Source organism: Flavobacterium erciyesense (assembly GCF_018069925.1).
GTDB classification, from domain to species: domain Bacteria; phylum Bacteroidota; class Bacteroidia; order Flavobacteriales; family Flavobacteriaceae; genus Flavobacterium; species Flavobacterium erciyesense.
Window position 1 is genome coordinate 99,102 of sequence record NZ_JAGPXB010000002.1, and the last position, 24,899, is coordinate 124,000.

Genomic DNA, 24,899 nt, shown 5'->3' on the forward strand with positions numbered 1-24,899 from the left:
AGAAATTAGGGAAGGAGTGGCAAGTATTAAATTAACTTTTCTATTATTACATATTGAAATGAGAAGTATATTATTAGACATAGGATAATTTTCAGAAACTTATAGTTAGGCCGCTTTTAATTTTACCATTTTCTAATTCTTTATCATTTCTAATTCTATAGGACTTTCATTTATATGAGAAAAGATTTTGCCTTCTCCTTCTTCAACAACGATTTCATAATCGAAAAATATTTTTTTTGATTCCTAAGTTTAATCATTTGTCTATTTTGATATAATTTCCATTTGGCCTTTTTAGCACATCCAATGTCATTAAAAACATCTTGGAAATATTCAAGATTTAATAACAAAGCGGTAGTTGTTAGTGAATGCCATTGTTATAAAGGAAAACCGAAGTCTCTGACTTCGGAGAGGTTGGTTTTATTTTGTTTTGAAGGATATGTTTTTTTTATTTGGTAATTCAAGACTTAGATCTGAGCCATATTGGATTTTTATTTTACTACAAGTTTTATCTAAAATGGTTTAAGTCATAAAATGTAATCATAAATCAGATTGTGATTATTATTAATGTCTTAGGATTTGAAATTAAAAATGAAGTTATTATTTTTCTCAACTCTTTTTTACAGTAGCCTTGATTCTTTTTTTTAGTCTAATATTTAGTTTTTCAACACCTAAATCTTCTCTGATTTTATAAGTCAAGTTTTCAAATTCTTCTAATTTATAACCAATAAACTTTTCGATGTCAAAATTTTCTTGGAACGTATTTTCTTCATCAAATAATCCATCATAAAATTTTTCAATCAAATCAAGAATGTTTTGAGGTAAAAATAAAGAATGTTGAATAATAGTTTTTCTAAAGACCTCAGTTACTCTATCAATTTGAATTTCAGTTTCGTTTTCTTTTTGGATGTCAAATTTATTAGATTCTTTACTTTCAACAACATCTATTAAAATTTCTTGATAATCATCTATTAACTTCGTAATACCCAACAACAATGATTGAGCATTGTCCATTTTATGCTTATAAAAGTGATTTTCATTTTCCATCGTTTTAAATACGATAAAGTTTCTATAGGTAAGAACAGTTGCAAGTACTAAACACACCGAAGAAATAATATTAAAAAATATATTAGTATCCATATTTACTTTAAACTGGCTATAATCGCCCTAAAACTATCTAAACTTGCTTCTATATTCTCTACAATATCCAATGCTAAAACATCAGGATCTGGAAGGTTATCTAAATCTGCTAATGATTTATCTTTTAGCCACGTGATGTCTAAACTGGTTTTATCTCTCGCAATTATTTCCTCATAAGAGAACTTTCTCCAACGTCCTTCTGGGTTGGTTGTTGCATCGTATGTTTCAGTACGTTTGTGTCGATTTTCGGGCTTGTAAAGGTTTATAAAATCCTTCAAATCACTTAGTTTTAAAGGATTCTTTTTCAGGGTATGATGCACGTTTGTTCTGTAATCATACACCCAAGTCTCTTTTGTCCAAACATCTTTGCTAGATGGTTTTCCATCAAAAAACAAAACGTTGGCTTTTACACCATTGGCATAGAAAATACCTGTTGGCAATCGCAATATGGTGTGCAAGTCTGTAGTTTCTAACAACTTTTTACGCACGGTTTCGCCCACACCACCTTCAAACAAAACATTATCCGGCAATACTACGGCTGCTATTCCTGTTGTTTTAAGCATGGTACGAATATGTTGCACAAAGTTCAGCTGTTTGTTGCTCGTAGTGACCCAAAAATCCTGACGATTATACGTCAAATCTTCTTTCTCTTGTTCTCCATCTTGATTGGTAAATGTCATGCTGCTCTTTTTACCAAAAGGCGGATTGGCCAAGATGTAATCATAGCGCGTGCCCGAATCGGTAATCAAGGAATCATTTGGTGAAATAAAATTATCCGAATCAATATCGCCAATATTATGCAAAAACAAATTCATTAATGCCAAACGTCTGGTACTGGCGACAATTTCATTCCCGAAAAAGGTTTCGTATTTCAAAAATTTATTAGCCTCTTTATCTAAACTTCTATGCTCGACAATCCAGTCATAAGCGGCAAGAAAAAAACCTCCCGTACCACAAGCTGGATCCGCAATAGTTTTTAAGGGTTCCGGACGCAAACACTCTACCATCACTTTGATTAAGGGACGTGGTGTAAAGTATTGTCCTGCACCACTCTTGGTATCCTCGGCATTTTTCTCTAGTAAGCCTTCGTAGATATCACCTTTGTCTTTCACACCCATCAAAATCCAGTTCTCGGCATTGATAAGTGCAATCAGTTTATACAACTTGGCTGGGTCTTGTATTTTGTTTTGGCTTTTTACAAAAATTTGCCCCAAGATTCCTTTTTCTTTAGCCAATTCCCGCAACATACTATTGTAATGGTACTCTAAGTCTGTACCGCTTTTGTTTGTTAAGGTTTCCCAAGCAAATACCGCAGGAATAGGCATTTCTCTATTGTGTGGTGGCTTACTGTATTCGTCTGCCATTTTTAGGAACAGCAAATATGTTAATTGCTCTAAGTAGTCACCATAGCCTACACCATCGTCTCTAAGGGTTTGACAAAATGCCCATACTTTACTTACTATACTCGAGGTGTTTGCTGAATTATCTTTGCTCATTATTTATTCTTCTGTTTTATTTTGTATTAAACCAACAACAAATGAATCCTTATTTGTAATTTCAAATTCATTATATGAACCAATTTCAAGGTTGACAGCATTTTTCATTAATATTAATGCTTCTTCTTTCGTCAAATCAATTCCATTATCTCTAATCACCCATTTTCGAGGATTTAAGTTGTATATTTTTTCTGCATCATCATCATCAATTAAATCGACTTCAATCTTCAAAACATTATGATACCAATCTGGATTAGTTTTGTATTTCATTTTAAATGCACTTCTAAAATCTGAAACAATTACTTTATTGTTTATAAAATCGGAATGTGATAAGTATATATTTATCCCTTTATAAGTTCCAAGAAAATAGTTATTTAATTCATTTCCTTCATCTAGTCCGTCAATATTGATTTTTCTTATAAAATCTGGATCATTTAAGAAAATTTTGTCTTTATAGCTAAATTCAGATGGAATTATTATTGTCGTCGGAATAGTTTCTTTACTTTCTAAATTATTTAAACATTTATTTATTGAATCAAGAATATTATTCCCTTTTATAAAATTTTCGTTTCCTGAAAAAATTGTGTCAAAAAACTCGTCATCGATCCACCGTGAAGTTCGTCCGCCAATTTCTCCAATATTATAAATTTGTTGGTAATTGTCTCCATCAATAAACATTTTTTTAGCTTTTTCAAAGAAGGTTTTTTGCCCTATAAATTTAATATCAGAATGTACTAATTCAATGTTTTTTTTGTCAAAAAACAGCTTTCCGATATTAGAATTATCATCCCATGATTTGCCAATTAAATTTTTAAAATCAGTAATTCTTTCAATATTTAATTCTTTCTCAGCAATTTCTCTATCTGTTATATTAATACTTTCACGTTTGAGACTTTTTAATGAGCTTATAATAATTAATATTCTGCTTTCTAATTCTTCTTTTGTTTTAACATTTAATAAAGGCTCCCAGAATTCAAATTTATTCAATAATATTTTAGAGTCCTCTTCAATCGTATCGGATAAATAATTAATTTGACTTAATTCTTTTGAATTTAGAAACTCGCTACTTAAATAAGCGTTTTCGGATCTAATTAAGTCAATTAAAAAACCAAAAGTAAGCCAGTTTCTGGGGTTTGGCGGGCTATATGCTACTCCGTTAGGTCTTTCTTTGTAATCCCATGAATTCCATTCGAAATATTCAAATTTAGGGTAACTACGCAGGTAGATAATATCTTTTAACATTTCTTGATAATTAGAAAACATCTTTAATCTTTCTAAATACTTATTAGTTATTTCTAAATTATTGTTCTCTGTTGAATATAAAAAAATAGACCAATATCGCAAGCCAATAATTACATGGCGTTTATATTCATCAAAATATTTTACATACTCATATAATTCTTTTTTTAGTTCTAATTCGTCTTGTGGTTCATTTCTGAAATTAAATCTGATTTCATTTTTTAAATCATAATAACTATTATATATGAATTGATCAATTAAATAATATTCATTAATAGTATAGTCAAATTCTGAAATATCCCCATTTCTAATCATTGAATATATTAATCGATTAAAACCATTAAAAGCATTGTAATAAAAGATATTATTAACCTTTAATTCCTCAAAATTTCTATCTTCAACATCTTTTTCATTATATCTTAAGTAATAACTTATTATCTCTTTAAGTTGCATTGATGCTCTCTGAGTGCAATACTTATGTAGCTTTTGAAATTTTATGTTCTCTTTTGCTTTTAAAAAAGTTATATGATAATATGATGCTGGAAAAGTTATGTATTTTTTAAAATGATTAATTGATCTATTTTGTATGCTTAGTATTAAGACATTTACAACAAATCCATTTAAAACATTAAAAGTTTCAATGCTATCATTTTCAATTGATTTTTCAATTGATTTCCTTATGGTTGAATCAATACCATAGGTGATGTCAAAATTATTATCATTATTAATATCAAATAAACTCATCTTTGATTTATCATTTGTAGTTTGTATAATTCTAAATATGCAGCTAATGGATCTTCCAAATTTCTATACTTATTTTCTTCTGCTAACTGGAGAATTTTTTGGTCAAATTCATTCCTAAATAAATTTTCATCTTTATTTTTTTTCGGGTCAAGTTCTTTACCAACTACTAAACATCTTCTTAAAAGCCATTTTTCAAATTTGCTATTTTCCGCAGAACCTGACCATAAGAAATCTTCCGCATAATTAACATTTTCATTTAATGTTAAATTCTTAAAAGTAATTATGTTCTTTTTGTTTATTTTTTTAAAAAATATAAAAACTTCAAGAAAGAATAAATTCACGTCTTTTAGTTTTCGATAACTTTTTTCTTCATTATCACGAGTAGATTTACTTAAAGAATAGTCGTTTTTTAAGAAATCATTTATTGAAAAATCAAGCTTATACTCATTACAATTTTTTGAAGCAATTTTTTGATAAAGTGCAAAGCTATATTTATTCATTAAGCCTATCTTAATTTTTTCTCTAGCTTCAATCAATAATTCCTTCTGTAGCATACTTGAAATTTTTTTCTCATCTGTAAAATGGATTATATTTCTAAATAATTTACCTATTAAAAATAAGATTAGAATGCATAAGTATGTTCCTGCTAACACTGCTCTTGCAAACACAAAATCATCTAAGGTATTTCTTAAATTAGACAATATAATAAAACAGCTTATAGTTGAAAAAGTTAGATATAAAATTGAATAAAGAAAAGAATGTTTAAAAAGAAGTTGAATAGTAATTTGTGATTTTAATGCCAAATTAGTAATTAAAAAACCAACTACCACAAGACTAATACTAATAATAGCAGCTAGATTGGTGGTTCTTTGATCTATAATTGCTTTTGCTACATCAGCATCAAAATCTAAAAAATTTAAAAAATCAAGATTAATAAAGCTAGATATTGAAAAGAAAGTTACAACTATTAAAAAAACAGAAAACCAGTTTTTTTGATCAGAGAAATACTCAGCAACCCTAATTTTAATTTTTTTAAAAAAAGGATCAAAAAGATCTTTATGATTTGTCTCAATGTGTTTAGTAACTCTATGTCTTAACCAAAAGTTGTTATTTCTAAATATTTTCATTTTCTATTTTAATTAGGTCAGAACTTAAAACCTTTTCTAATATCTCCTCAGCAATCTCTTTAGCCCCATCACAATTACTAAAATGAATCTCATTCTGAAACTTTGGCCAAGATCCTGACTTTTGGCGAATTAAATAAACTAATTCTCCTTCTATGGCTTCAATAAATGTTCTCTTTTCTTTATCATCATACTCTTGAGAAAATGTTATTACACTTACTGTTAAGTTTCTTTGAGGATTATCAATTTTATTTAACCATTTGTAACCTTTATAACCACCTCGTGCTTGGCCATTTATTGTATAATGGTTAAAGGCTGTACAGCCTCTTTGAAATCGAGTTTTAATGGAAGTATGAGCTTCACCAACATACAAAATTTTTTTGCCATGATAAACTATATACAATTTACGTTTTGCTTTTAGTAATGCAAACCCCGCATTAGGTTCAAGCTTAATTGAGCAAGACAAGTTATCATTGTCGGTAATCTTTAATTGATAAGTTTCAAATATTAATTCATTATACCTCATCAAACATTTTCTGAATTTTTTTAATATTTTCCACTGTTACATTCAAATCAAGAAACCCATTCTCATCTGTTTTCAAATAAGGTTCTGATAATGCAGCTGCAGTCATCCAATTACCAATTCTACCATTTTGATAAATATTGATTTGGTGTTCTTTTGCTTTTGGGTATAATAAACTTCTGAAGTGTTCTCTTGTTTTTTCTGCATCTTCTCTTTTTTTAGGAGTTAATTTAAAACAGAACTTTTTATGTTCTAACTGTAAATAATAATCATATCCTATATCATCAGTTACTTTATTCCATTTCCAATGCCACCAAAAGCCTAAAAAACCACCATTCATTTGTGGAACATAGTCCCAATCACCATCGCCAAGTTCTTTTTGCAATTTGGAATAAAACCCTTTCCAGCTATCCCAATGCCACTGTTCTACGGGTAAATTTAAATAGCTTTGGACAGAGTTTTCAATACCGTTAAGGTGATGATAAAAGTCAACAAAAATTTCATTCTGTATACCACTATCAATCCCAAACTTCAGAACTTCAATAAATTCCTTTCTAAGAAATAGTTTATATCCTATTTTCTCAATTGCTTTGTAATTACTTTGGTCACCCGTTTTGAAATAAATAGGGAAGATATTTTCTTTTGAATAGTTCTTTAATTGATTATTTAAATATCTTTCTAATTGGTCGCCGTGGTTTTTTGTATGTACTTTATCTTCTATTAAAATAACTTTGCAATCATCAACTATGCAAAGTATATCTATATTGTCAATTTGTTTTCGCACTTCGATTTTATCAAAATCATTGACTTTTCCATTACTTAGTTTTTGAATAAAAAGCTTTGATGTTTCATATAACTCTTTTGATTCTTTATGATTAGCCCAACTTAAGAGCCAACAAATAAACGCGTCCTGACTTAACTCTGACGATGCCCATCTAAAAATATTTGGTTTCATTTCTTATTTTTTAATTATTGTTTTTAAACCAACTCCCCACTAAACGCCTTTTTCAAAATACTTTGTCTCAATGCCTCGGCTTGTTGTAGGCTTTGCGCAATACTTTCCTCCATTTTATCTGCAACACTCAAACGGCTTTCTAATTCTTGAACAATTCGGTGTTGCTCTTCAAGCTTAGGAAGAAAAATTGGTACAGAATAAATGGAATTTCCCGAAATAACTGGTTGAGCAGTAGAGACAGAGAGTTTATTTAAGTTTTCAAATTCTAATCTCAATTTAAAAAACTTAATGTCAAAATCTTCTATAATTGGCTTAACAATTAAAGCATTATCTGAAACCCAACTTTTTGGTTTAGTGATATGAGTTACACCACATTTTACACCAACTCTGCCAATAATTAATACAGGTTCTTCAATAAAGTATTCTGAATGATAACCATTTAATCCATTGCCACCATAAACAGAATAATCACCACCTTTTAATTGATTTATTTTTATTCCTTTACCACTTGAAACTTTAAAGACTTCACCTAAATCTTTTAAATCCCAACCTTTAGGCAACTCACCATCTTTTACATTCTCATTCGTTAACTTTCCTTCAAAAGCCCATTTTAATACACTTTGCCTGTAGGTTTTGAGTTGCTGTTGAGCGGTTTTTAAATCCTCGATGCCTTTGTCTAACTCGCTGAAAAGTTCTTCAATTTTGGAGACGATGGCTTGTTGGGTTTCGAGGGGTGGTAATACAATTTCAATTGGGTAAATTGTTCCCTGTGAAATAACGGGTTGCGCTGTTGAAACAGAATATTTATTTAAATTTAATACTCCAATCAAATTCAAAAGAAACTTTTTATTTAATTCATCTTTATTGAATGAAACAACAAAAGCATTATCTGTTACCCAACTTTTAGGTTTTGTGATGTACGCATTACCACAATGTACACCAACCCTTCCTATAATTAATTTTTCTTCTTCAAATAAGTATTCAGAATGCCTTCCTGTTATTCCATTTCCACCATATACCAGAAATTCACCTTCATCATTTCTTTTTGACTTTGCTAATCCATTTCCGCTACTAATTTTTAGTATGTCTCCAAGAGTTTTTATTTTCCAACCTTTTGGTAATTTATTTTTATTCATTACGCTGCTAACACTTCATTTAATTCATTAATAATTGCGTCTGTTTCTTCCCCAAACAACTGCCACATTTTACTCAATCCGCCTTCGGCATTAAAAGGACTTAAATCAAAATCGTCTCGGTCAATACTGAAACTATTGGCTACATAGTCTTTCATCATGCGCAACCATTGCATTTGGGCTTCGGTAAATTTTAAGGTTCCCGCTTGTTTCTTGAATACCCAATCTTGAAAATTCTTGTCTACTGTTTTGTCATAGCTAGTTACCATACTGTCTATACCCACCACACGGCGTATCAAAGAAACCAAAGCAATCAATTCGCTTTTGGTCGAGCCATTGGTTTTTTCCAGTTGTTCATAAGCACGCCAAACGGCTAATGGTGCCAATAATGGTTTTTCTGTTTTTAGTTTTTCGCTCAGGTCTTTTATCATTTTATAGGTAAAAGTACGGTGGCGGTAGTCCTGGGCATAGAAAATTTGTAAAGCCGTAATTTCGTCTTTATTGCTTTCTATCCAGTTTTTAAAATCAATTATGGTGGTAGTTGCCGCTTCGTCCTGGTCTTTAACCCAACCTATATTGGTAATCGTATCCATATTGACCACATCAATAATCTGGTCGTATTGTTTGCGGATATCCACAATAAAATTGCGTAAATCAGGATTATGAAAAACGGCAACGGCATCTTCTATCAACTGCTGTTTGCCTTTGGCTATAGCCACATCAATTTCTATAGGAGGAAATCCTCGCATAGCGCCTTTGGTTGTTTGTTCTACTTTTTCAATTGCATCTGGATCATAGGCGTGCAGCAATTGTTTAACAATATGATTGATCGTAAAACCATTGGCTTGCTCGGCAAACTTGAGTTTGTCTTTTTCGGAAAGTTGGCGTTCCAAACGAATCAGTCTATTGGCAAGCGTAGTCAACATATCTTCGGAGGTGTTTCCCATTGCCACATTGGCCAAAACATCCTTCAACGAAACACCGGGCGCTTTTTCGAGCGGTCGGCTATCGGTTTTTTGTGAATTCTCAACACCAATGGCATCAATAATGACAAAATGATCTTTGCTAAATTTTGCCGAAGGGGTTCCTTTGGCTTTCAATTCTTCGACGGAACAGGTTCTGGTTCCACGGCCTTTCATTTGTTCGTAATACGAACGGCTTTTTACATCGCGCATAAACAACAAGACTTCGAGCGGACGTATATCGGTTCCTGTGGCAATCATATCGACAGTAACAGCAATTCGCGGGTAATAATCGTTGCGAAATTGCTGCAAGACCGATTTTGGGTCTTCGTCACTTTTATAGGTTATCTTTTTGCAGAATTTATTTTCTTCTCCAAATTCCTCACGAACCATTTCGATAATGTCTTCTGCATGGGAATCGGTTTTAGCAAATACCAATAATTTAGGCACTTCGAAAATTCCCTTTTCATCCATACGATCAGGGAACATGGCAGGCAAATTGTCTTTGACTGCTCTGATTATGATACGAATGGTACTTGGATTTACAATGTCATTGTCTAATTGTTTGCCGCTATAGACTTCGTCATCATCCAAAGATTCCCAGAATTTCTTGCGGGTGAGTCGTTTTCGTTTGTCTACTTTTTCGCCCAGTTTGATAACACTTCCTTCTTTGGTGATTTGGGTTTCAACCGTAAATACATTGTAGGGCACTAAAACACCATCAATCACGGCTTTTTCATACCCATAATCACAAACCAAGTTTTGGTTGAAATAACCAAAGGTTCTGTTGTCTGGCGTTGCCGTCAACCCAATTTGAAAGACATCAAAATAATCCAAAACTTGTTTCCACAAATTGTAAATACTACGGTGGCATTCGTCAATCACTACAAAGTCAAAGAACTCAATAGGCACTTTTTCGTTGTAGCCTACAGGAACAGCAGTTTTGACTTCAAAAGTTCTTTCGTTAGGATTCTCTTCCTCGGCACTTTCGTCTAAGTCAGTTTCTTTCAAAATAGAATACATCCTTTGAATGGTACTGATATAAACCTGACTGTCGTTAGGAATAAACGAACTACTCAAACGGGTTACACCATACAATTCTGTAAACAAACGGTTGTCTTCAATGGCAGTATAGGAGCGGAATTCACCTTCGGCTTGTTCGCCTAAATTTTTGGTATCCACCAAAAAGAGAATGCGTTTGGCTTTGGCATATTTGAGTAAGCGATACACAAATGATATTGCGGTAAAGGTTTTACCGGAACCCGTTGCCATTTGAATCAAGGCTTTTGGTTTTTGCTCCTTGAATGATTTTTCAAGATTGGTAATAGCGGTAATTTGACAATCTCGCAAACCATCAATAGGCAGAACAGGAATATCATGTAAACGCGCTCTAAGTGTTTTGGTTTCTTTCGACCATTGCAAAAATGTTTCTGGACGGTGAAAGGTAAATACGTTTCGAGAACGTGGTTTTGGATCTCTATAATCAGTAAAACGGGTCACTTCACCCGTGCTTTCATACACAAACGGTAAAGGATCGTTGTTTAATAAACGGAGTTTAGCATTGGCATACTGAGAAGATTGCTCTTCAACAGAAGTCAAATGAATGCCTTCTTCTTCTCGTTTGGCTTCAATAATTCCAACTGCATTTTTATCAACAAATAAAACGTAATCAGCTGGGCCAATATCCGTTTGATATTCCCTGATGGCAATTCCCAAACCAGCGGCTAAGTTGATTCTTTTCTTATCCTGAATAATCCACCCGCAAGCGATCAACTGTTTGTCGATATTATCTCTGGCGATTTGTTCGGGGTTTTGGTTGATCATTAAATTGGTTAGAATATTAATCTGGTTTAAAGATAAAAAAAATGTTGGTTTATGAATTATAAACTGTCTTTAAAAGTACGAATATTCATTAAAGCAATAATACTGTACATTGTTAAATACCCTTCATGTGAAACCGTAAACTGATAAATTATCGTAATTACATTGTGCAAAATTTAATTTATTTAGAAGTGTTTTAAGCAAATAAACGATTTTTTGTACATTTTTACTATACCCACTTTTAGTGATATTAATTCACAGCTTTTCGTCTCAAAAAAACTGAAACTAAATCGTAACAAGATGAATATTAGTTATTTGACTAATCAAAATGAGAATTAACCCTAAAACAGATAATTTTTTTTCTTTTATTTTTAAAATTATGAATTCTCAATTTAGAATAAAAAAGTTTTTAATTGCTAAAATCTCTAACTGCTCTATGGAAAACTACAAGCCAAATAGTCTCTAATTATGGAACCCTCAAAATAATTTGGGGTACTATTATTATAAAATAATGTGGTCAATCATCAAATCTGATTATCTTTGTACGTAAGAAAACAAGTTGAAATTATTACTAATTTTTGTTTTGATACTGAACACGAAATTGAACACGATTTTATAAAAAACATATGGTTTTATGGCTCGCAAGTCCAGTAAATACGTTGAAATTTGACCGTCTGCGCAATTCATAACCCTGAGGTCCCGAGTTCAAATCTCGGTCTCGCTACCAAAGTAAACCCTTAAACATGAATTGTTTAGGGGTTTTTTATTGATGTTATATTTCGGAAATACTGACTTTAAAACGCTCAAGTGAGGAAAGGGAGTGAGGAAAGGGAGTAAGGAATTTTACGAATTGGTATTCAAATATCAGCCAATACAAAACAAAAAAGGTATAAATGAATTGTCGTTTTCATTTATACCTTTTCTGTTTTAGCCGAAAATTTTGATTTCTAAAGCCCCTTTTTCTATCGCAGTTAAAACCGTCGGATCAATATAATATTCTTGTAGGACACCATCCGTTGAATGAGATGACAAGATCTTTGTGTCCTTGTTCATAACTTGATTTACCCAGGTTATATAAGTCTTTCGCAAATTTTTTAGACCAATATCTTTTTTAATCCCTGCACCTATACGATAATAAGTAAATGCTTTAGACAAAATATTCATTATTGTAAGTGCAGAAACATCTCTTTCAGGAAATAATATGTAATTATTTGAATTCTTATTTTTTTCAAATCCCATTTCGGCCAACAAGTTGAATAAATCGTCATTGATTGGTATATACTTGTAAATACCTTCTTTGTTTTTGATTCGTTCCACTTTTATGTTTTTGATCCGAAAAAATTTTACTCCGCTTGGCGAAATATAAATATCACTCCAACGCAAATTCACCACTTCCTCTCTCCTACTACCAGTTAATAAAAAGAGTCGGAATCCGTCCTTTAAATAATGTCTATACATGCTTTTTCGTTGTCCTTTACCACCTAATTTAACTAAGGGATCAATTGTGTCAATTGCAGCAAGAATCTGCAAAAACTCATCTCTGCTGACTGTCTCGACACTTGATTTCACAACTTCTTTTATTACATATTTTCGAAAAGGATTTTTAATCTCAATATCCTCTATATCAATCAAAAATTCAAAAAAACATTTCAGAGCTGCCATGCACTTATTGAATGTTTTCTCCGCATAACGTGCTTCAGCCCAAGAGTAAAAATTTGAAACATGCTTCTTGCTCACATCTTTAACTCTAAACTTTGAAATATCTTCAGTCAGATTAATGTTTTTACAAAAAAAACGACAATAACGAATTAATTCATCTTTATAACCTAGACTAATATTCTTCTTCAGATGAGCATAGTTAGTCTGACCATTAAGATATTGATTAAATCGAATTATGGCATCGGCAATCGAATAATCATTTCCCTGATCATCTTCTGTTATGTTTTCGCTTTTTCTACTTCCGATAGTTATAAAATCCGTAGCATTTAATTCTTTTTCAAATGCGATAGCCTCAATAACAGCATCATCATAATTTACAGCATCCAGCTTTTTAGTTTTAACTGATTTTTGTGTGCCAGGTACATGAACCCTAACTCTATACACCTGTTTATCGTAATGCTTGCAATTTGTATTATCGGTATTGCATATTTTGCAAAAAATCTTTATTCCTTTGTAAGATTTTTTTGGAAGACGTAGTTTGCTCATGTAAACAATTTTTGATATAATTTTTGATCACTTTTGCTTCTTATTATTACTTTAGTTGTCGGATTGTGATTTATATCAACTTCCATCCTTAACATTATCAAATTAAACAGTGCCTCATCCTTAATTGTCTTTTTATAGTAAGCTTCCCATTGCTTAGGATACTTTCGTTTAAAATCCCTAACATGTGGTAACATCATTGCACAATCGAAATCCACTTTATAAACACAGGTCAATTTGCCCAATCGGTGAATTGTGATACTATTTCCATTTAACCATTTCTTTATGCATTCAATATCTTTTCGGTGAATTAGGTCACCAACCTGCTTTAATGTTAGAATCGCTGCTGGACAATTCATTCCTTCTTTTAAATTTTCATCCGTCATAATTATAATTGTATATGACTTATATCCCGTTAGATCCAAAAAGTTTTAAGCTAAAGAATAAAAAAATCATACCCTGTGTAATCTCAAGCTAATATAATCTACAAATTAATATCCTTCATCATGACTATCAATTATTTAAATCATTTTATTTACAATAAAATTCATTTGATTCGTTATTACCTAAAAAATAAAACCAAAGATGGATTACAACGAAGCGAAGCAATTGTGCTATAAATATAGTGTCAAAAATTGGTTCTTTAACGATTGGGATGGCTCAATTGATGTTTATGGCGATGTCAATTTACAAACATTTCAGGGCCGGCAATTACCATTAAAATTTAACTGGGTTAGGGGCAACTTCAACATATGGGAAACACGCCTTACAACATTAGATGGTGCACCATGTATCATTGACGGGGATTTCAATTGCTATGATAATGAGTTGACATCTTTATATCGTGGCCCACAGGTAGTCAAGGGTGATTATAACATTCGCGGGACCATTTTAAAAAATCTCGAATATATCGCACCCATTATCGGCAGGGATTTAATATTTGACGATTCGTTGTGCTCAACATATTCCGCAAATGAAGATTTGGAAGTTGGTGGGGTGGTGCGATTTTCACAATACAACAACACATATTCCATGACGATTACTCACAGATATAATCAATGTTGTTTGCGACCAGAAATTGTTATGAATCTGAGGCACATCGATTTAATATTGAAATACCAAAGATACTTCAGTGTTTGGAATGATGATTTAACGTTTAATGTCGAAAATTTCAATGAGTTAATTTTTGAGATTGAAGATGGATTGCTGTAAAATAACAGAAATAGATTTTACAATACCATCATAAACTATTACATAATTAGATTTTATCCTTGCTGAGCTATCCTTTACGCGTTGTCAACAATTATTGAACAAATGCAACGAAGAAAGTAAACTTAGTTGAGTTCTCGCATCATATAAGTGTGGATTTTTGCATTAAATTCCAAATTCCCAACTCATTCCACAAATAGCCGCTATTATGAATTTGTAATTTCATATCAATAATTATAAATGCAACAGTACTTCGCAGATAATGAGTTCTATTTTTCCAATTTAGCAGTTGTAAATATGCCCAGATCAGCAGCTACCTCATCCATAACACACACAACTTGGTTTGAGTTCATTGGATCAAAAAAAAGCGCATCATAAATATAACCTACAAAAATTCCCTCCTCATTAAGACGTGAAATAGCCTCAGTCATCATTTCAACTTCTTTCGCAAACAAATGACGAGACGTGATTTTATGTTCATATTCACTATTTGTTTTTTCTAACATAATAGCATCTATCATTGATGATTCAAATTTCCTGTAATAATCAAATAGTGGCGAATTCTTCATTTGGCCAACTTTTTTATTAAAGAAAGACAAATGCTCCTTTTTTACAATCAATTCATCAATACCAAGAACGCTACAAAGGTCTTTATGTTTAATAAACTGGCCACTACCGTCATAAAGTGAGATAGCGAGGTTTGGATGCAAACAAGAATAATCGGCTTCTGCTATCGGCTTACCATCTATTTTTATTAATCTTCTTATCCATGAAGGCATCAGCACAAATGAATCTACAATCCTACCACCACTTCTTTCATTTCCAGGTCGAGGAATCATCAAACCATTTTTAGTTAAATAGTGATAGACTTTCAAAGCATCTTCTACGAATGAAAGGTTAGCAACATTAGAAAAATATGCATTACTTCTTTTATTTCTGCGGACTAGTTTCTTTCCTTTTTTTTGATATCCTTCTTTTATTAATCTGTCGGCTTCGTCCTCAATTTCCTTTTCGGTTGGCAATACAATGGTTTTGTAAAATTCCATTAAATTTACGCATATAACGTTGTCTTGCGCTTTCTTTAGTTTGCGCGCACATGAATTTTTAAATAATTTTCGGACTATTTCGGTTTGCAATTCATAAGGCACAAATCCTTTACTTCTATATGCTGATCCTAAGCGATACTGGTAGCTGTGCGATCCTACTCGATAAAATCGATCTTCCAAAATAGGTCCTTTTTCATATTCAAACTTTAGTGCTGTTTTTACCCTTTGATAAGTCTGACTATCAATCCTTAATAATTGCCTTAAATATTGGGCACGCAAGTTTTTCCATCCACCAGGATTTTTTCCATTTAAAATGTTTCTATGTGTAGAACTTAATTGACTCAAAAACAAAAGACACAATTCAATAGCTACTTTTCTATTCTCTGTTGTCTTTTCCCCGCCGTGTACTTCATCCAAAATAGGTTTTGGTAAATACTTCTCAATTAATCTCTTCGCCTTGCTAGGTATCATTATAGTATCCGGATTTTTAAATAATATCGCAAACTTGGCATAAATATCATCCGTTTCATTATGATCTCTTAAGAGCTTAACCCCCGAATTAACTGGCACTTTAGCTAAATCAATGTTATCTAAATCATCATTATCTGTTACATCATTAATGATAGATATAGGTAAATTAATATCAATTAGTGATGTTTCAGTGGTTTTTGGGACTCTTTTATTAAGTACAGATTTATTTCTTTTTACTGCTTTACTTTTAACTGCAAAAGGTAATCTTTTCATAGGTAATATACTTTTATTTTAAAGTCAAAACCTTGTGTTAAAATGTCTTGACATTACTTATAGTATATATCTTAGTTAAAGTTTAGAATTTTATAACAGAATTAAACTTAACAAGTTTAAATATCAAAAGTTTAGCATAAATAATTTTAGTAGCCTTGCTCTTCATGAGCAAAGGCGCATTTATAGAAATTTTGATGTAATATGCAATTATCGATGATGCCCCGCGTCGGAACGAGGCGAAGATTTATGGATAAATAATTTGGACCTGTATATAAGATCGGTATATGTTAGGCCGGAAAAATCCGTAGTAGGCAATCAATTTACTGCCCAGCGTAAGCATAGGGCGAAGATTAAATAATGAATGAAGATTGTGCCCGATGACTTGCGATCATCCTTTATTTAAAGCGGAAATGAGGCCGGAAATAATTTATGAAATGAATGCCGTGCGAAAGCACAGGGCGAAGATTAATTATCAAATAAAGATTATGTCAGTTGGCCCCCATCATCCTTTATTTAACGCGAAAATGAAGTTGGAAACAATCTCTTAAATTCCTACCTTAAGTAAGCGCAGAGCGAAAATTAATTATTAAATGATATTGTATCCAGCAGCACTCGATCATCATTTACGTGACATTTAAATGAACTTTGGAAGCCGTGGCCTTCATACACGAACTGGATCCTTCTGTAGAAGCCACAAAGAAAAAGAAGATAAAACAACGACAAAATATTTGTACAATGAAATACGAAACAATAGATTGAAGTCGCCGAATGGAACCATAGAGAAAAATCTGTGATTAACCGAGATGGTGTTAGCAATCGATTAGTCAATTTGATTTTTAGGCTCAACCCCATTCTTTCTCATCCAATCTAAAGCCTTCACTAAATTCTCTTCTTTAAATTTTTCTTTTTCCTTAGACCATTTATAAAAACTACTAATTATCAATTTATCGTTAATTAGCTCATTATTATCAATAGCTTCTTTCCAACAAGCGTATAAAGTAGCAACAGCTTCAATTTGATTAGAAGTGAATTTTGAAAACTTTTTGATCAAGTAGTTGATACCTTCAACTTGTTCTTCAAAATATTTATTGAAATCATTTCTGTGTTTTCCACAATTTTCAAGTGGCTTGTATTTTAACGACTCATTTTTTTGATACATAAACCATTTTTTCTCAATAAACTGTTTATCTAATGAACGCGCAAGTTGGTTGTCATATGGACCCATGGCTTGTTTTAAGAACTTCATCGGTAAAGCCATATTCTCTATTTCCTGACAGAGATATAACATTTTTTGCAGCTTTAAATGACCTAAAGTATATGTGTCTTTTAACTGAAAAACAATCTCAGCGGCTAACAATGTTCTTTTATAAACATCTACAGGATTTAATTTTATTGGAATAATTTTTACTTTTTTTACTTTTTCAACAATCTTTTTTTCTGTTTTTTGATAAATTTCAATTGGTTCCGCAACCATCCTCAACTCTTCCGCAACATCACCCACACTTACCTGACCATTCATCAACATAGGTAACAACCAATCCCGAAGTGAAGCGAGTTCTATATTTTCTAATTCAATTTTGTTTTGTTTTTCAAAAGCAGGAAATACTAGATTTTGGAATGCTCTGACAGTTTTTTCATTTGGAATTATAACTGGTAGTGAAAATAAATCATCTTTAGTAATAGAACCGAAAGTTGTTCCACTAGCATTTCTTCTATCAAAAGTTTGCTTAAGATTGACCATTACACCAAACAAATAAGTAATAGCATCGTTTTTACTATTCAGACACGCTAATCCACGACCAATGCAACAATCTTCTTTTGAAATATTTAAAGTTCCTACTGGTGCTCTAACGCTCAATAGAATATCCCCTTGTTTTGCAAATCTAGTAGGCGAAGTAGTAAATTTTCTAATGGTTGGATACCTATTTCCAAAATCAGTACACCCTTGATAAAATATCATTCCATTTCCTTCATCATTATAACTTTCGCCTGGTGGAGATTGTCCCATTGTAATATTTGCAATATCTTTCAATTCGCCAGCTTCCCACCTCTCAGGAATTTCTCTTTTCAATTCCTCATTCCAAACCATTTTACCACCAGAAGTTTTATAAGATTTTCCGTTGGAATCAGGAAAATCAAACTGCACAAACCAATAGTCATACAGCGTTTTTGCCATCGCTTCGAGCTCGGCATTGATGCGGTTGTTGAGTTCTATTTTGGCATCTAAATCAGAAAGGACTTTGGCAATTTTTTGTTGTTCATTTAATGGAATTAATGGAAATTCTAATAAACGGAAATTTGTTGTTGCTTGTGCCAAAGCTGGAACACCAACATGACTTTTGAAAGATAATAACCTTTTTTGCCCTTCATCAGTATGAAAGTAATATGTGAAATATATTGGATCAACTAAATCTCTTTTCAATGAAACTCTGAATTGACTTTGTGAAATTACATAATTATCATACTTAGAATTATCAGGAATATAACTAATTTGACCAACTGTTCCTCGATGTGTAATAATAATATCACCTCGTTTAGCATTTGCTTTTTTAAGTGCTTTAGCTTTTTCTGGAGATACATATTTGAATGATGTTTCAGTTAATTTTATGCTTGAAACATTTGATCCATTTAAAACAGGTACTCCATCACTGATAAAATTATCAACTTTAATATCGGAACCAAAAGGCCCCATAGAAATTAATTCTATTAAGTCATTCATTAAAGTCATCACCTTACTCATATCTCAACCCTTTCAAATTATTCTGAATTTCCATTTCCAAAGTTTTACTTTCGTTGAAAAGCGAACTTAAATTACTTTCGAAAGTCTTAATTTTGTCTTCAAATTCCGCTGGTGAAATATCAGTATATTCAATTTTTACTTCAAAATACTGTCCGGCACTCAACGAATAGTTTTTGGCTTTGATATCGTCGTAAGAAACCACCACCGAAAAATCTTCCTTGGCTTCGTGCTGGTTAAACGTATCAATGATATAATCTTCTTCTTGTGGGGATAATAATGTTTTTTGGTTCTTGCCTTCTTTTACGGTAGTGCCCAGTTTAGAAGCATCCATCAATACAATATCGCCTTTGCTGTTTGTTTTGTCAAGGAACAAAATAGAAACGTTGGTTCCTGTCGTGGCAAAAATATTACTCGGCATACTTACTACGCCACGCAACATTTTGCGCTCTACCATTTGTTCGCGTATTTTTCGTTCTATACCACTTTGTGCAGTGATAAATCCTGTGGGTACTACAATAGCCGCTTTCCCTTTGGCGGTAAGCGAATACATAATGTGTTGCACAAACAAAGGATAAATAGCCATGCTGTCCTTCTTGGCTTTAGGAATATTAGGCATTCCTGCAAAAAAACGTTCGTGGTTTTCCTTGCTGTCCAAATCCGCAACATAATCCGAAAAATCCAATTTAAACGGAGGATTACTCACGATGTAATCAAACTGTTGCAAGCGTCCGTTTTTGTCTTTGTGGTACGGTTCGAGGATGGTGTTTCCTTTCACAATATTCGGTATCGAGTGTACGAGATCGTTCAGGATTAAATTTAGTCGTAACAAGTTTGAGGATTTTTGAGAAATATCCTGAGAATACACGGTACATTTATCTTCACCAATCTGGTGTGCTAAATTCATCAAAAGCGTTCCGGATCCCGCACTTGGATCATAACACGTCACATTGCTCACGTTTTCACTTACTAAACAACGCGCCATGATTTTGGCTACGGCATGCGGTGTGAAATATTCTGCATATTTTCCGCCACTGTTGGTGTTGTAATCGCTGATTAAATACTCAAAAATGGTTGCATAAAAATCAAACTTTTCGTGAAAGATATTTTCAAAACTAAAGTTAGTTAGTTTATTGATGATGGCTTTGCAAAAATCATCACGCTTATCCGTTACATATTTACTGATGTTTTCGAACAAGACAATTTTCTCGCCACCCTCGGTAATTACTGAAAACAGAGCACTATTCTCTTTTGCAATATCCAATAAGGTATTGTCAAATAAATCCGAAAAATTAGCTTCGTTTTGTCTTACATGTAAGCTTGAAATAAAATGTTTGGGTTGTAAACGGGCAGTACTTTCGCTCATTGACATCATCAGCATTTCATAATCATTGTCATTGTATGCTCTTAAAGCTTCTTCCCAATTGTCGGCTTTTGCTATTTTATCATCGAGTTGTTTTACTTCGTGAACAAATTTATCGTTTAGGAATTTATATAAAAAGACTTGGGTGATAATCTTGAATTCGTTTCCGTCATTTCCCAAACCGTAATTGGCACAAACGCTTTTTAAATCGTCTATGAGGTTTTTGGTTTGCTTTTCAAACTGTATTGTGGTAGTCATTTTATTTTTTCTTCTTTTTGTCTTCTATTTGTTTTAAACTGTCTTTTGCATTCAATGCAGTCACTACTTTTTTGCCTGTTTTGGATTCTAATTCTTTCATGGCTACTTTGGCAACATTACCGCCTTGTTGGGCTACTTCCTTATTATCTTCAAAGGTTTCAGGATTGGTCGCTTTCGAAATGTCTTTGGTCGAAGCTTCTGCCAACATATTTAAGATCAATTCGGTGTTGGTCATATTATCTCTCAGGTTTTCCTTTTTCAAGCCTTTGAGCATTTTATATTCTTTGGTTGTTTTCCCCGACCAGGCTTTAGAAATAATATCAGTAAGTGTTGCAAACTGTAGCCCTTCTTTCAATCCTCTACTTTTCCATTCATCCGTTAATTCTTTTCGGATTTCAATACTTTTTAAGCGTTGGTTAATCCAATTTTCCGAATAACCCAAACTCATATATTGTTCCAATGCTCTGTCAATAGTCAATTCAGGATCTTGCATTTCGTCCAAGCGTTCTGCAGCTATTTGCGCCAACCAAACTTTAAAAGGTTCCGCTTTAGGCGAAGGTATCGACTGAATTAACCTAAAAAGTTGTTCGGTGTCAGCAACATCGGTTTTATAATATTTTCCATCAGCTGACTGCATTTTCAGTTGACTACAATTTGTAGTCAACTGACTTCCTTCTTTTTTTAATCTTGTTTTTAGTACACTCCAATACTTTCGTGGATTAGGACTATCAGTTAGTACACTCACGGTATCAACAATAGAAAAATACCATTTTTCCTCGTCTTGATTCCAAAGGGTTCTTACTTTTTTTTCTTCAAATAATTGAATGGCTTCTTGCTGTTTCATATTAGTAGGCTGTTCGTCCATAAAACTCATTCATGTATTCTTTGACAATCATTCCGTTGATGCGCTTGGTTGTGGTTGCATCCAATTCCATATGCTGTTTATTTTTGAACTGGTCAATCACCAATCGCATTACCATACGTTCCACAAAACTTTCGTTCTCTAGCATTTTAGAATTTTGAATAATTTGTGCATCAACGGCTATTTTCAATCCGTTTAAGGCTTCAAAAAGTTTGGATTCGCTATCCGTCAAGGGATCTTTTTCCATTAATCGTTTGTGCAAGCGGGCGTATTTTTCGTCGTTATCATATTTGGCTCTCAGCAATTGGTTTTTGCGTTCTAATTCTTTGGCTTGCGTGTATATCTTTTCAAGTTCCTTGATGTTGCGTTCCATTTCCTCTTTGGTCACTTCATTCAAATTTTTCTTTTTGAATAAGCGTTCCAGTTCCTCTTTCAACGAAATAAATTCGGGTGCTTTTTGATCGAAATTACCGCCCAGCATTTCTCTGGTTTTTTGAAGAATGTTCTTGAGTTGATCTGCCAAAACCATTTCTTCTTCCTTCACTTTTACAAATGCAAAAATAACATCTTCTAAAGCAATGTTCAATAGATTTGAGGTATCAATATTGCTTTCCAGAGCTTCTTTTGCATTAATCAATGCCAAACGATTATTAGCATCACGGGATAAAACCGTCAGCTTATGAAAATCGAGTTGTTCCAACAGTTCGTAATTCCCGGACAGCCGAATCAAGTTGTATAAACTCTTGGCATTATTCAACACCCGCGTGATTCTCAGGATTTCGCTTCGGTCATTGATTTGGGTAATTTGTTGCGAGAAAATCTCAGCGTTCATGGTATCAAAATGAAACAAAACGTCTTTTATTTCCTTGATTTCTGCATTGATTTCCTCTTGCGACTTGAAGATGTTGGAATAATGTTCCATTTCATCCCCTAATTCCGATTGCAATTCGTTGAAATAATCCTGATTGGTTTTATCAAATTCTTTTTGAATATCTGCAAAATCAACCACATAACCGTATCTGAAATCTTTATAAGTTCTATTGACACGGGTTAAAGTTTGCAATAAATTATGGGCTTTAATCACACGACCAATGTATAATTTCTTCAGTCTTGGCGCATCAAAACCAGTCAATAGCATGTTATACACAAATAGAAAATCAATTTTACCGTCTTTGAATTCTTCTACTTTATTTTTGCGTTCTTCTTTGGTGCCAATGTCGTGAAGGATTACCGCAGCAGTGGTTACTTTGCTTTCGGATTTCTTTTTAGATCCATAATTTTCCAAAGGTTCCGCAGCTTGTAACAAACTATTATCAACGGTTGTATTTGTAGCATATTTCGATTCGAATATTTCAAACAGCATTTTAGCTTGTTCCGAAGAATCACAAACCACCAAGCCACCAATCGTATTATCATTCATTGAGATGCGTGCTTTTTCAAAATCCTGAACAATATAATCTAGCATTGGTTCTACAAACTTAGGGTGTGCGTAGACAATTTTCTTATCAGCATTGCCTTTTAGCACGTCAATTTCTTCCAGAGCTTGTTTTAATGTCAGCTTGTAATTAGTTTCAATCTCTTCCCGAATCAAACGCAAGGTATAACCATCCGCAATCGAGGAATTGTAATAGTATTTGTGAATGTAGCCGCCAAACAAGGCTTTTGAATTATAATCGGTTCCTAGCAGCGGTGTTCCTGTCAAACCAATCTTAATCGCATTGGGATCGGACTCGTTTAAGTTGGCCAAGAAACTTCCTTTTGGATTGTAACTGCGGTGTACTTCGTCTAAGAAATACACCCGTTGAATGTTGAGTTGGTAATCGGTATTACGAACCACATCAGCATCATCCTGAAATTTCTGAATATTGACTACGGTAATTTCTGCTTTACCGGAATTATTATGAATCACACTAGTTGATTTTATATCCTTAGCAAACTCTTCTCTGGAATTGATTTTATGCACGACCAGTCCACGGCTATTGAATTCTTTAGAAGCCTGAGTCAATAGATCTAAACGGTCTACAATAAAATAAAACTTAGGTATGATATTCTTCTTTTGAAAATAATCGGTTAGGTATTTCACGTTGTAAAACGTCAAGGCTGTTTTCCCGCTTCCTTGTGTATGCCAAATAATCCCTTTTTTAACGCCTTCTTCCAGCTTGGCTTCAATGGCTTTGGTTGCAAAAAGCTGCGGATACCGCATGATGTGTTTTTGCAAACCTTTACTTCCTTTCACGTAAGCTATGGAATATTGCAACATAAATTTCAGACGTTCCTTTTGGAACAAAGAAGTACAAATCCTATTTGTGGGTGAATCTGGATTCTTATTGGTTATAAATTCAGGTGAATTTTTAATCCCAACGAGATTGTTATCCTTTAAAACTAAAGTTTCAATTTCATCATCAAAATCTGAAACTAGTGCATTCAGGTTAAAAGTATCTTCCTCTCTAAAATAGTTGAATGACGGTTTTTGGTAGGATGCCGTAGCGTAAAAAGCACCTTCAATTGGCATTTGTGAATTATCGTCATACTCCATATTATTGGAAAAAACCATCAATTGGGTAGTATTGACAAACTTTCTGAACTTTTTATTTTGAAAACGTCTTTCGATACGTTTGTGCTCTTCTAATATTCCATTTTGATTATTAGGTTTTTTTACTTCAATAAAAACCAATGGCATCCCGTTGATTAATAACGTAATATCAGGACGAAACTCTTCATCATCTTTTTTACAAGTCAGTTCCGTGACAACGTTAAACGTATTGTTTTCGAAATTCTCAAAATCAATTAATCGAATTCCGGATCGTTCTGTGATTCTTTCGTAAAACGCTTTACCTAAATCTTCATTATCTAATAGTAACGAAACTTCATCCAATAATCGTTTTGCATCAGAGGGCTCAATACCACTATTAATTTTGGAAATACTGTCTGTAAAACCTGTAGTAAAAATATTTGTACTTTCGTCCCAAACAGCGTTTTTGAGCGAAAGGTAATTGTATCCCAAACGGGTTAAATGGAGTAAGGTTGGAATTTTTACTCTGGAATCTTCGTTGAATGTCATTATGGGATTGATTTTAATTTAAAATCTGATAATTCGATTGCTAAAGTATCGAATATTTAATTACGATGAATGAGGAAAAAAGTAAACTGAAAAATTATACCGAGAAATCACATGCCGTTTGACAGATTTGAAATTTATTGGTGTAAATAGACGAAATCTTATAGAATTAAACTATACCCACTTTTAGTGATATTAAAATAGTTCAAAAAACAACAAATGATCGACATGATAATGCGATATACTCTCTCACATACAATATGACTAAAGTTGTGGAAGGTAAAAT

General features: G+C 32.8%; 16 protein-coding genes. 1 reads left to right on the top strand and 15 read right to left on the bottom strand.

Features of this window, described 5'->3' with window-relative positions; translation table 11 throughout:
• Nucleotides 1–606: 606 nt before the first annotated feature.
• From KBJ98_RS03445 to KBJ98_RS03490, 10 genes are all read right to left on the bottom strand, one after another.
• On the bottom strand, nt 607–1,137 hold the full coding sequence (locus tag KBJ98_RS03445) for a hypothetical protein (RefSeq protein ID WP_210788288.1): 531 nt from the start codon (nt 1,135–1,137) through the stop codon (nt 607–609).
• A gap of 2 nt (nt 1,138–1,139) precedes the next feature.
• Nucleotides 1,140–2,633 (bottom strand): class I SAM-dependent DNA methyltransferase, encoded by a 1,494-nt coding sequence (locus KBJ98_RS03450; protein ID WP_210788289.1) that lies wholly within the window; start codon nt 2,631–2,633, stop codon nt 1,140–1,142.
• Nucleotides 2,634–2,636: 3 nt separating this feature from the next.
• Entirely contained in the window at nt 2,637–4,616 is a 1,980-nt protein-coding gene (locus KBJ98_RS03455; protein ID WP_210788290.1) for a hypothetical protein, read from the bottom strand.
• A complete protein-coding gene (locus KBJ98_RS03460) occupies nt 4,613–5,743 on the bottom strand; it encodes a hypothetical protein (RefSeq protein WP_210788291.1) in 1,131 nt (376 codons plus the stop codon). The genes KBJ98_RS03455 and KBJ98_RS03460 overlap by 4 nt, the downstream gene beginning before the upstream one ends.
• Nucleotides 5,730–6,266 (bottom strand): hypothetical protein, encoded by a 537-nt coding sequence (locus KBJ98_RS03465; RefSeq protein ID WP_210788292.1) that lies wholly within the window; start codon nt 6,264–6,266, stop codon nt 5,730–5,732. Before KBJ98_RS03465 ends, KBJ98_RS03460 begins: the two co-directional genes overlap by 14 nt.
• Nucleotides 6,256–7,218 carry a PD-(D/E)XK nuclease family protein gene (locus tag KBJ98_RS03470; protein ID WP_210788293.1) on the bottom strand — a complete coding sequence of 321 codons (963 nt, stop codon included), beginning with the start codon at nt 7,216–7,218 and terminating at the stop codon, nt 6,256–6,258. Before KBJ98_RS03470 ends, KBJ98_RS03465 begins: the two co-directional genes overlap by 11 nt.
• A 23-nt stretch (nt 7,219–7,241) precedes the next feature.
• A complete protein-coding gene (locus KBJ98_RS03475; RefSeq protein ID WP_210788294.1) occupies nt 7,242–8,354 on the bottom strand; it encodes a restriction endonuclease subunit S in 1,113 nt (370 codons plus the stop codon).
• Nucleotides 8,354–11,137, bottom strand: coding sequence for a type I restriction endonuclease subunit R (locus tag KBJ98_RS03480; protein WP_210788295.1), 2,784 nt, complete (start codon nt 11,135–11,137; stop codon nt 8,354–8,356). The genes KBJ98_RS03475 and KBJ98_RS03480 overlap by 1 nt, the downstream gene beginning before the upstream one ends.
• Before the next feature lie 924 nt (nt 11,138–12,061).
• Nucleotides 12,062–13,339, bottom strand: a complete 1,278-nt coding sequence (locus KBJ98_RS03485; RefSeq protein ID WP_210788296.1) for a tyrosine-type recombinase/integrase — start codon at nt 13,337–13,339, stop codon at nt 12,062–12,064.
• Nucleotides 13,336–13,722, bottom strand: a complete 387-nt coding sequence (locus tag KBJ98_RS03490; protein ID WP_210788297.1) for a hypothetical protein — start codon at nt 13,720–13,722, stop codon at nt 13,336–13,338. Before KBJ98_RS03490 ends, KBJ98_RS03485 begins: the two co-directional genes overlap by 4 nt.
• A gap of 199 nt (nt 13,723–13,921) precedes the next feature.
• On the opposite strand from KBJ98_RS03490, the gene KBJ98_RS03495 reads away from it, so the two are divergent.
• On the top strand, nt 13,922–14,548 hold the full coding sequence (locus KBJ98_RS03495) for a hypothetical protein (RefSeq protein ID WP_210788298.1): 627 nt from the start codon (nt 13,922–13,924) through the stop codon (nt 14,546–14,548).
• Nucleotides 14,549–14,814: 266 nt separating this feature from the next.
• On the opposite strand, the gene KBJ98_RS03500 is transcribed toward KBJ98_RS03495, so the two are convergent.
• From KBJ98_RS03500 to KBJ98_RS03520, 5 genes are all read right to left on the bottom strand, one after another.
• Complete coding sequence (locus tag KBJ98_RS03500) at nt 14,815–16,335, bottom strand: hypothetical protein (protein ID WP_210788299.1); 1,521 nt, start codon at nt 16,333–16,335, stop codon at nt 14,815–14,817.
• An 820-nt stretch (nt 16,336–17,155) separates the two neighbouring features.
• Nucleotides 17,156–19,075 (bottom strand): restriction endonuclease subunit S, encoded by a 1,920-nt coding sequence (locus KBJ98_RS03505; protein ID WP_210788300.1) that lies wholly within the window; start codon nt 19,073–19,075, stop codon nt 17,156–17,158.
• On the bottom strand, nt 19,068–20,693 hold the full coding sequence (locus KBJ98_RS03510) for an HsdM family class I SAM-dependent methyltransferase (protein ID WP_210788301.1): 1,626 nt from the start codon (nt 20,691–20,693) through the stop codon (nt 19,068–19,070). Before KBJ98_RS03510 ends, KBJ98_RS03505 begins: the two co-directional genes overlap by 8 nt.
• Before the next feature lies 1 nt (nt 20,694).
• The gene (locus KBJ98_RS03515) at nt 20,695–21,567 is read right to left on the bottom strand and encodes a BRO-N domain-containing protein (protein ID WP_225899049.1); all 873 of its coding nucleotides are present in this window, start codon (nt 21,565–21,567) and stop codon (nt 20,695–20,697) included.
• Complete coding sequence (locus tag KBJ98_RS03520; protein WP_210788302.1) at nt 21,539–24,616, bottom strand: type I restriction endonuclease subunit R; 3,078 nt, start codon at nt 24,614–24,616, stop codon at nt 21,539–21,541. Before KBJ98_RS03520 ends, KBJ98_RS03515 begins: the two co-directional genes overlap by 29 nt.
• Between the last annotated feature and the right edge of the window lie 283 nt (nt 24,617–24,899).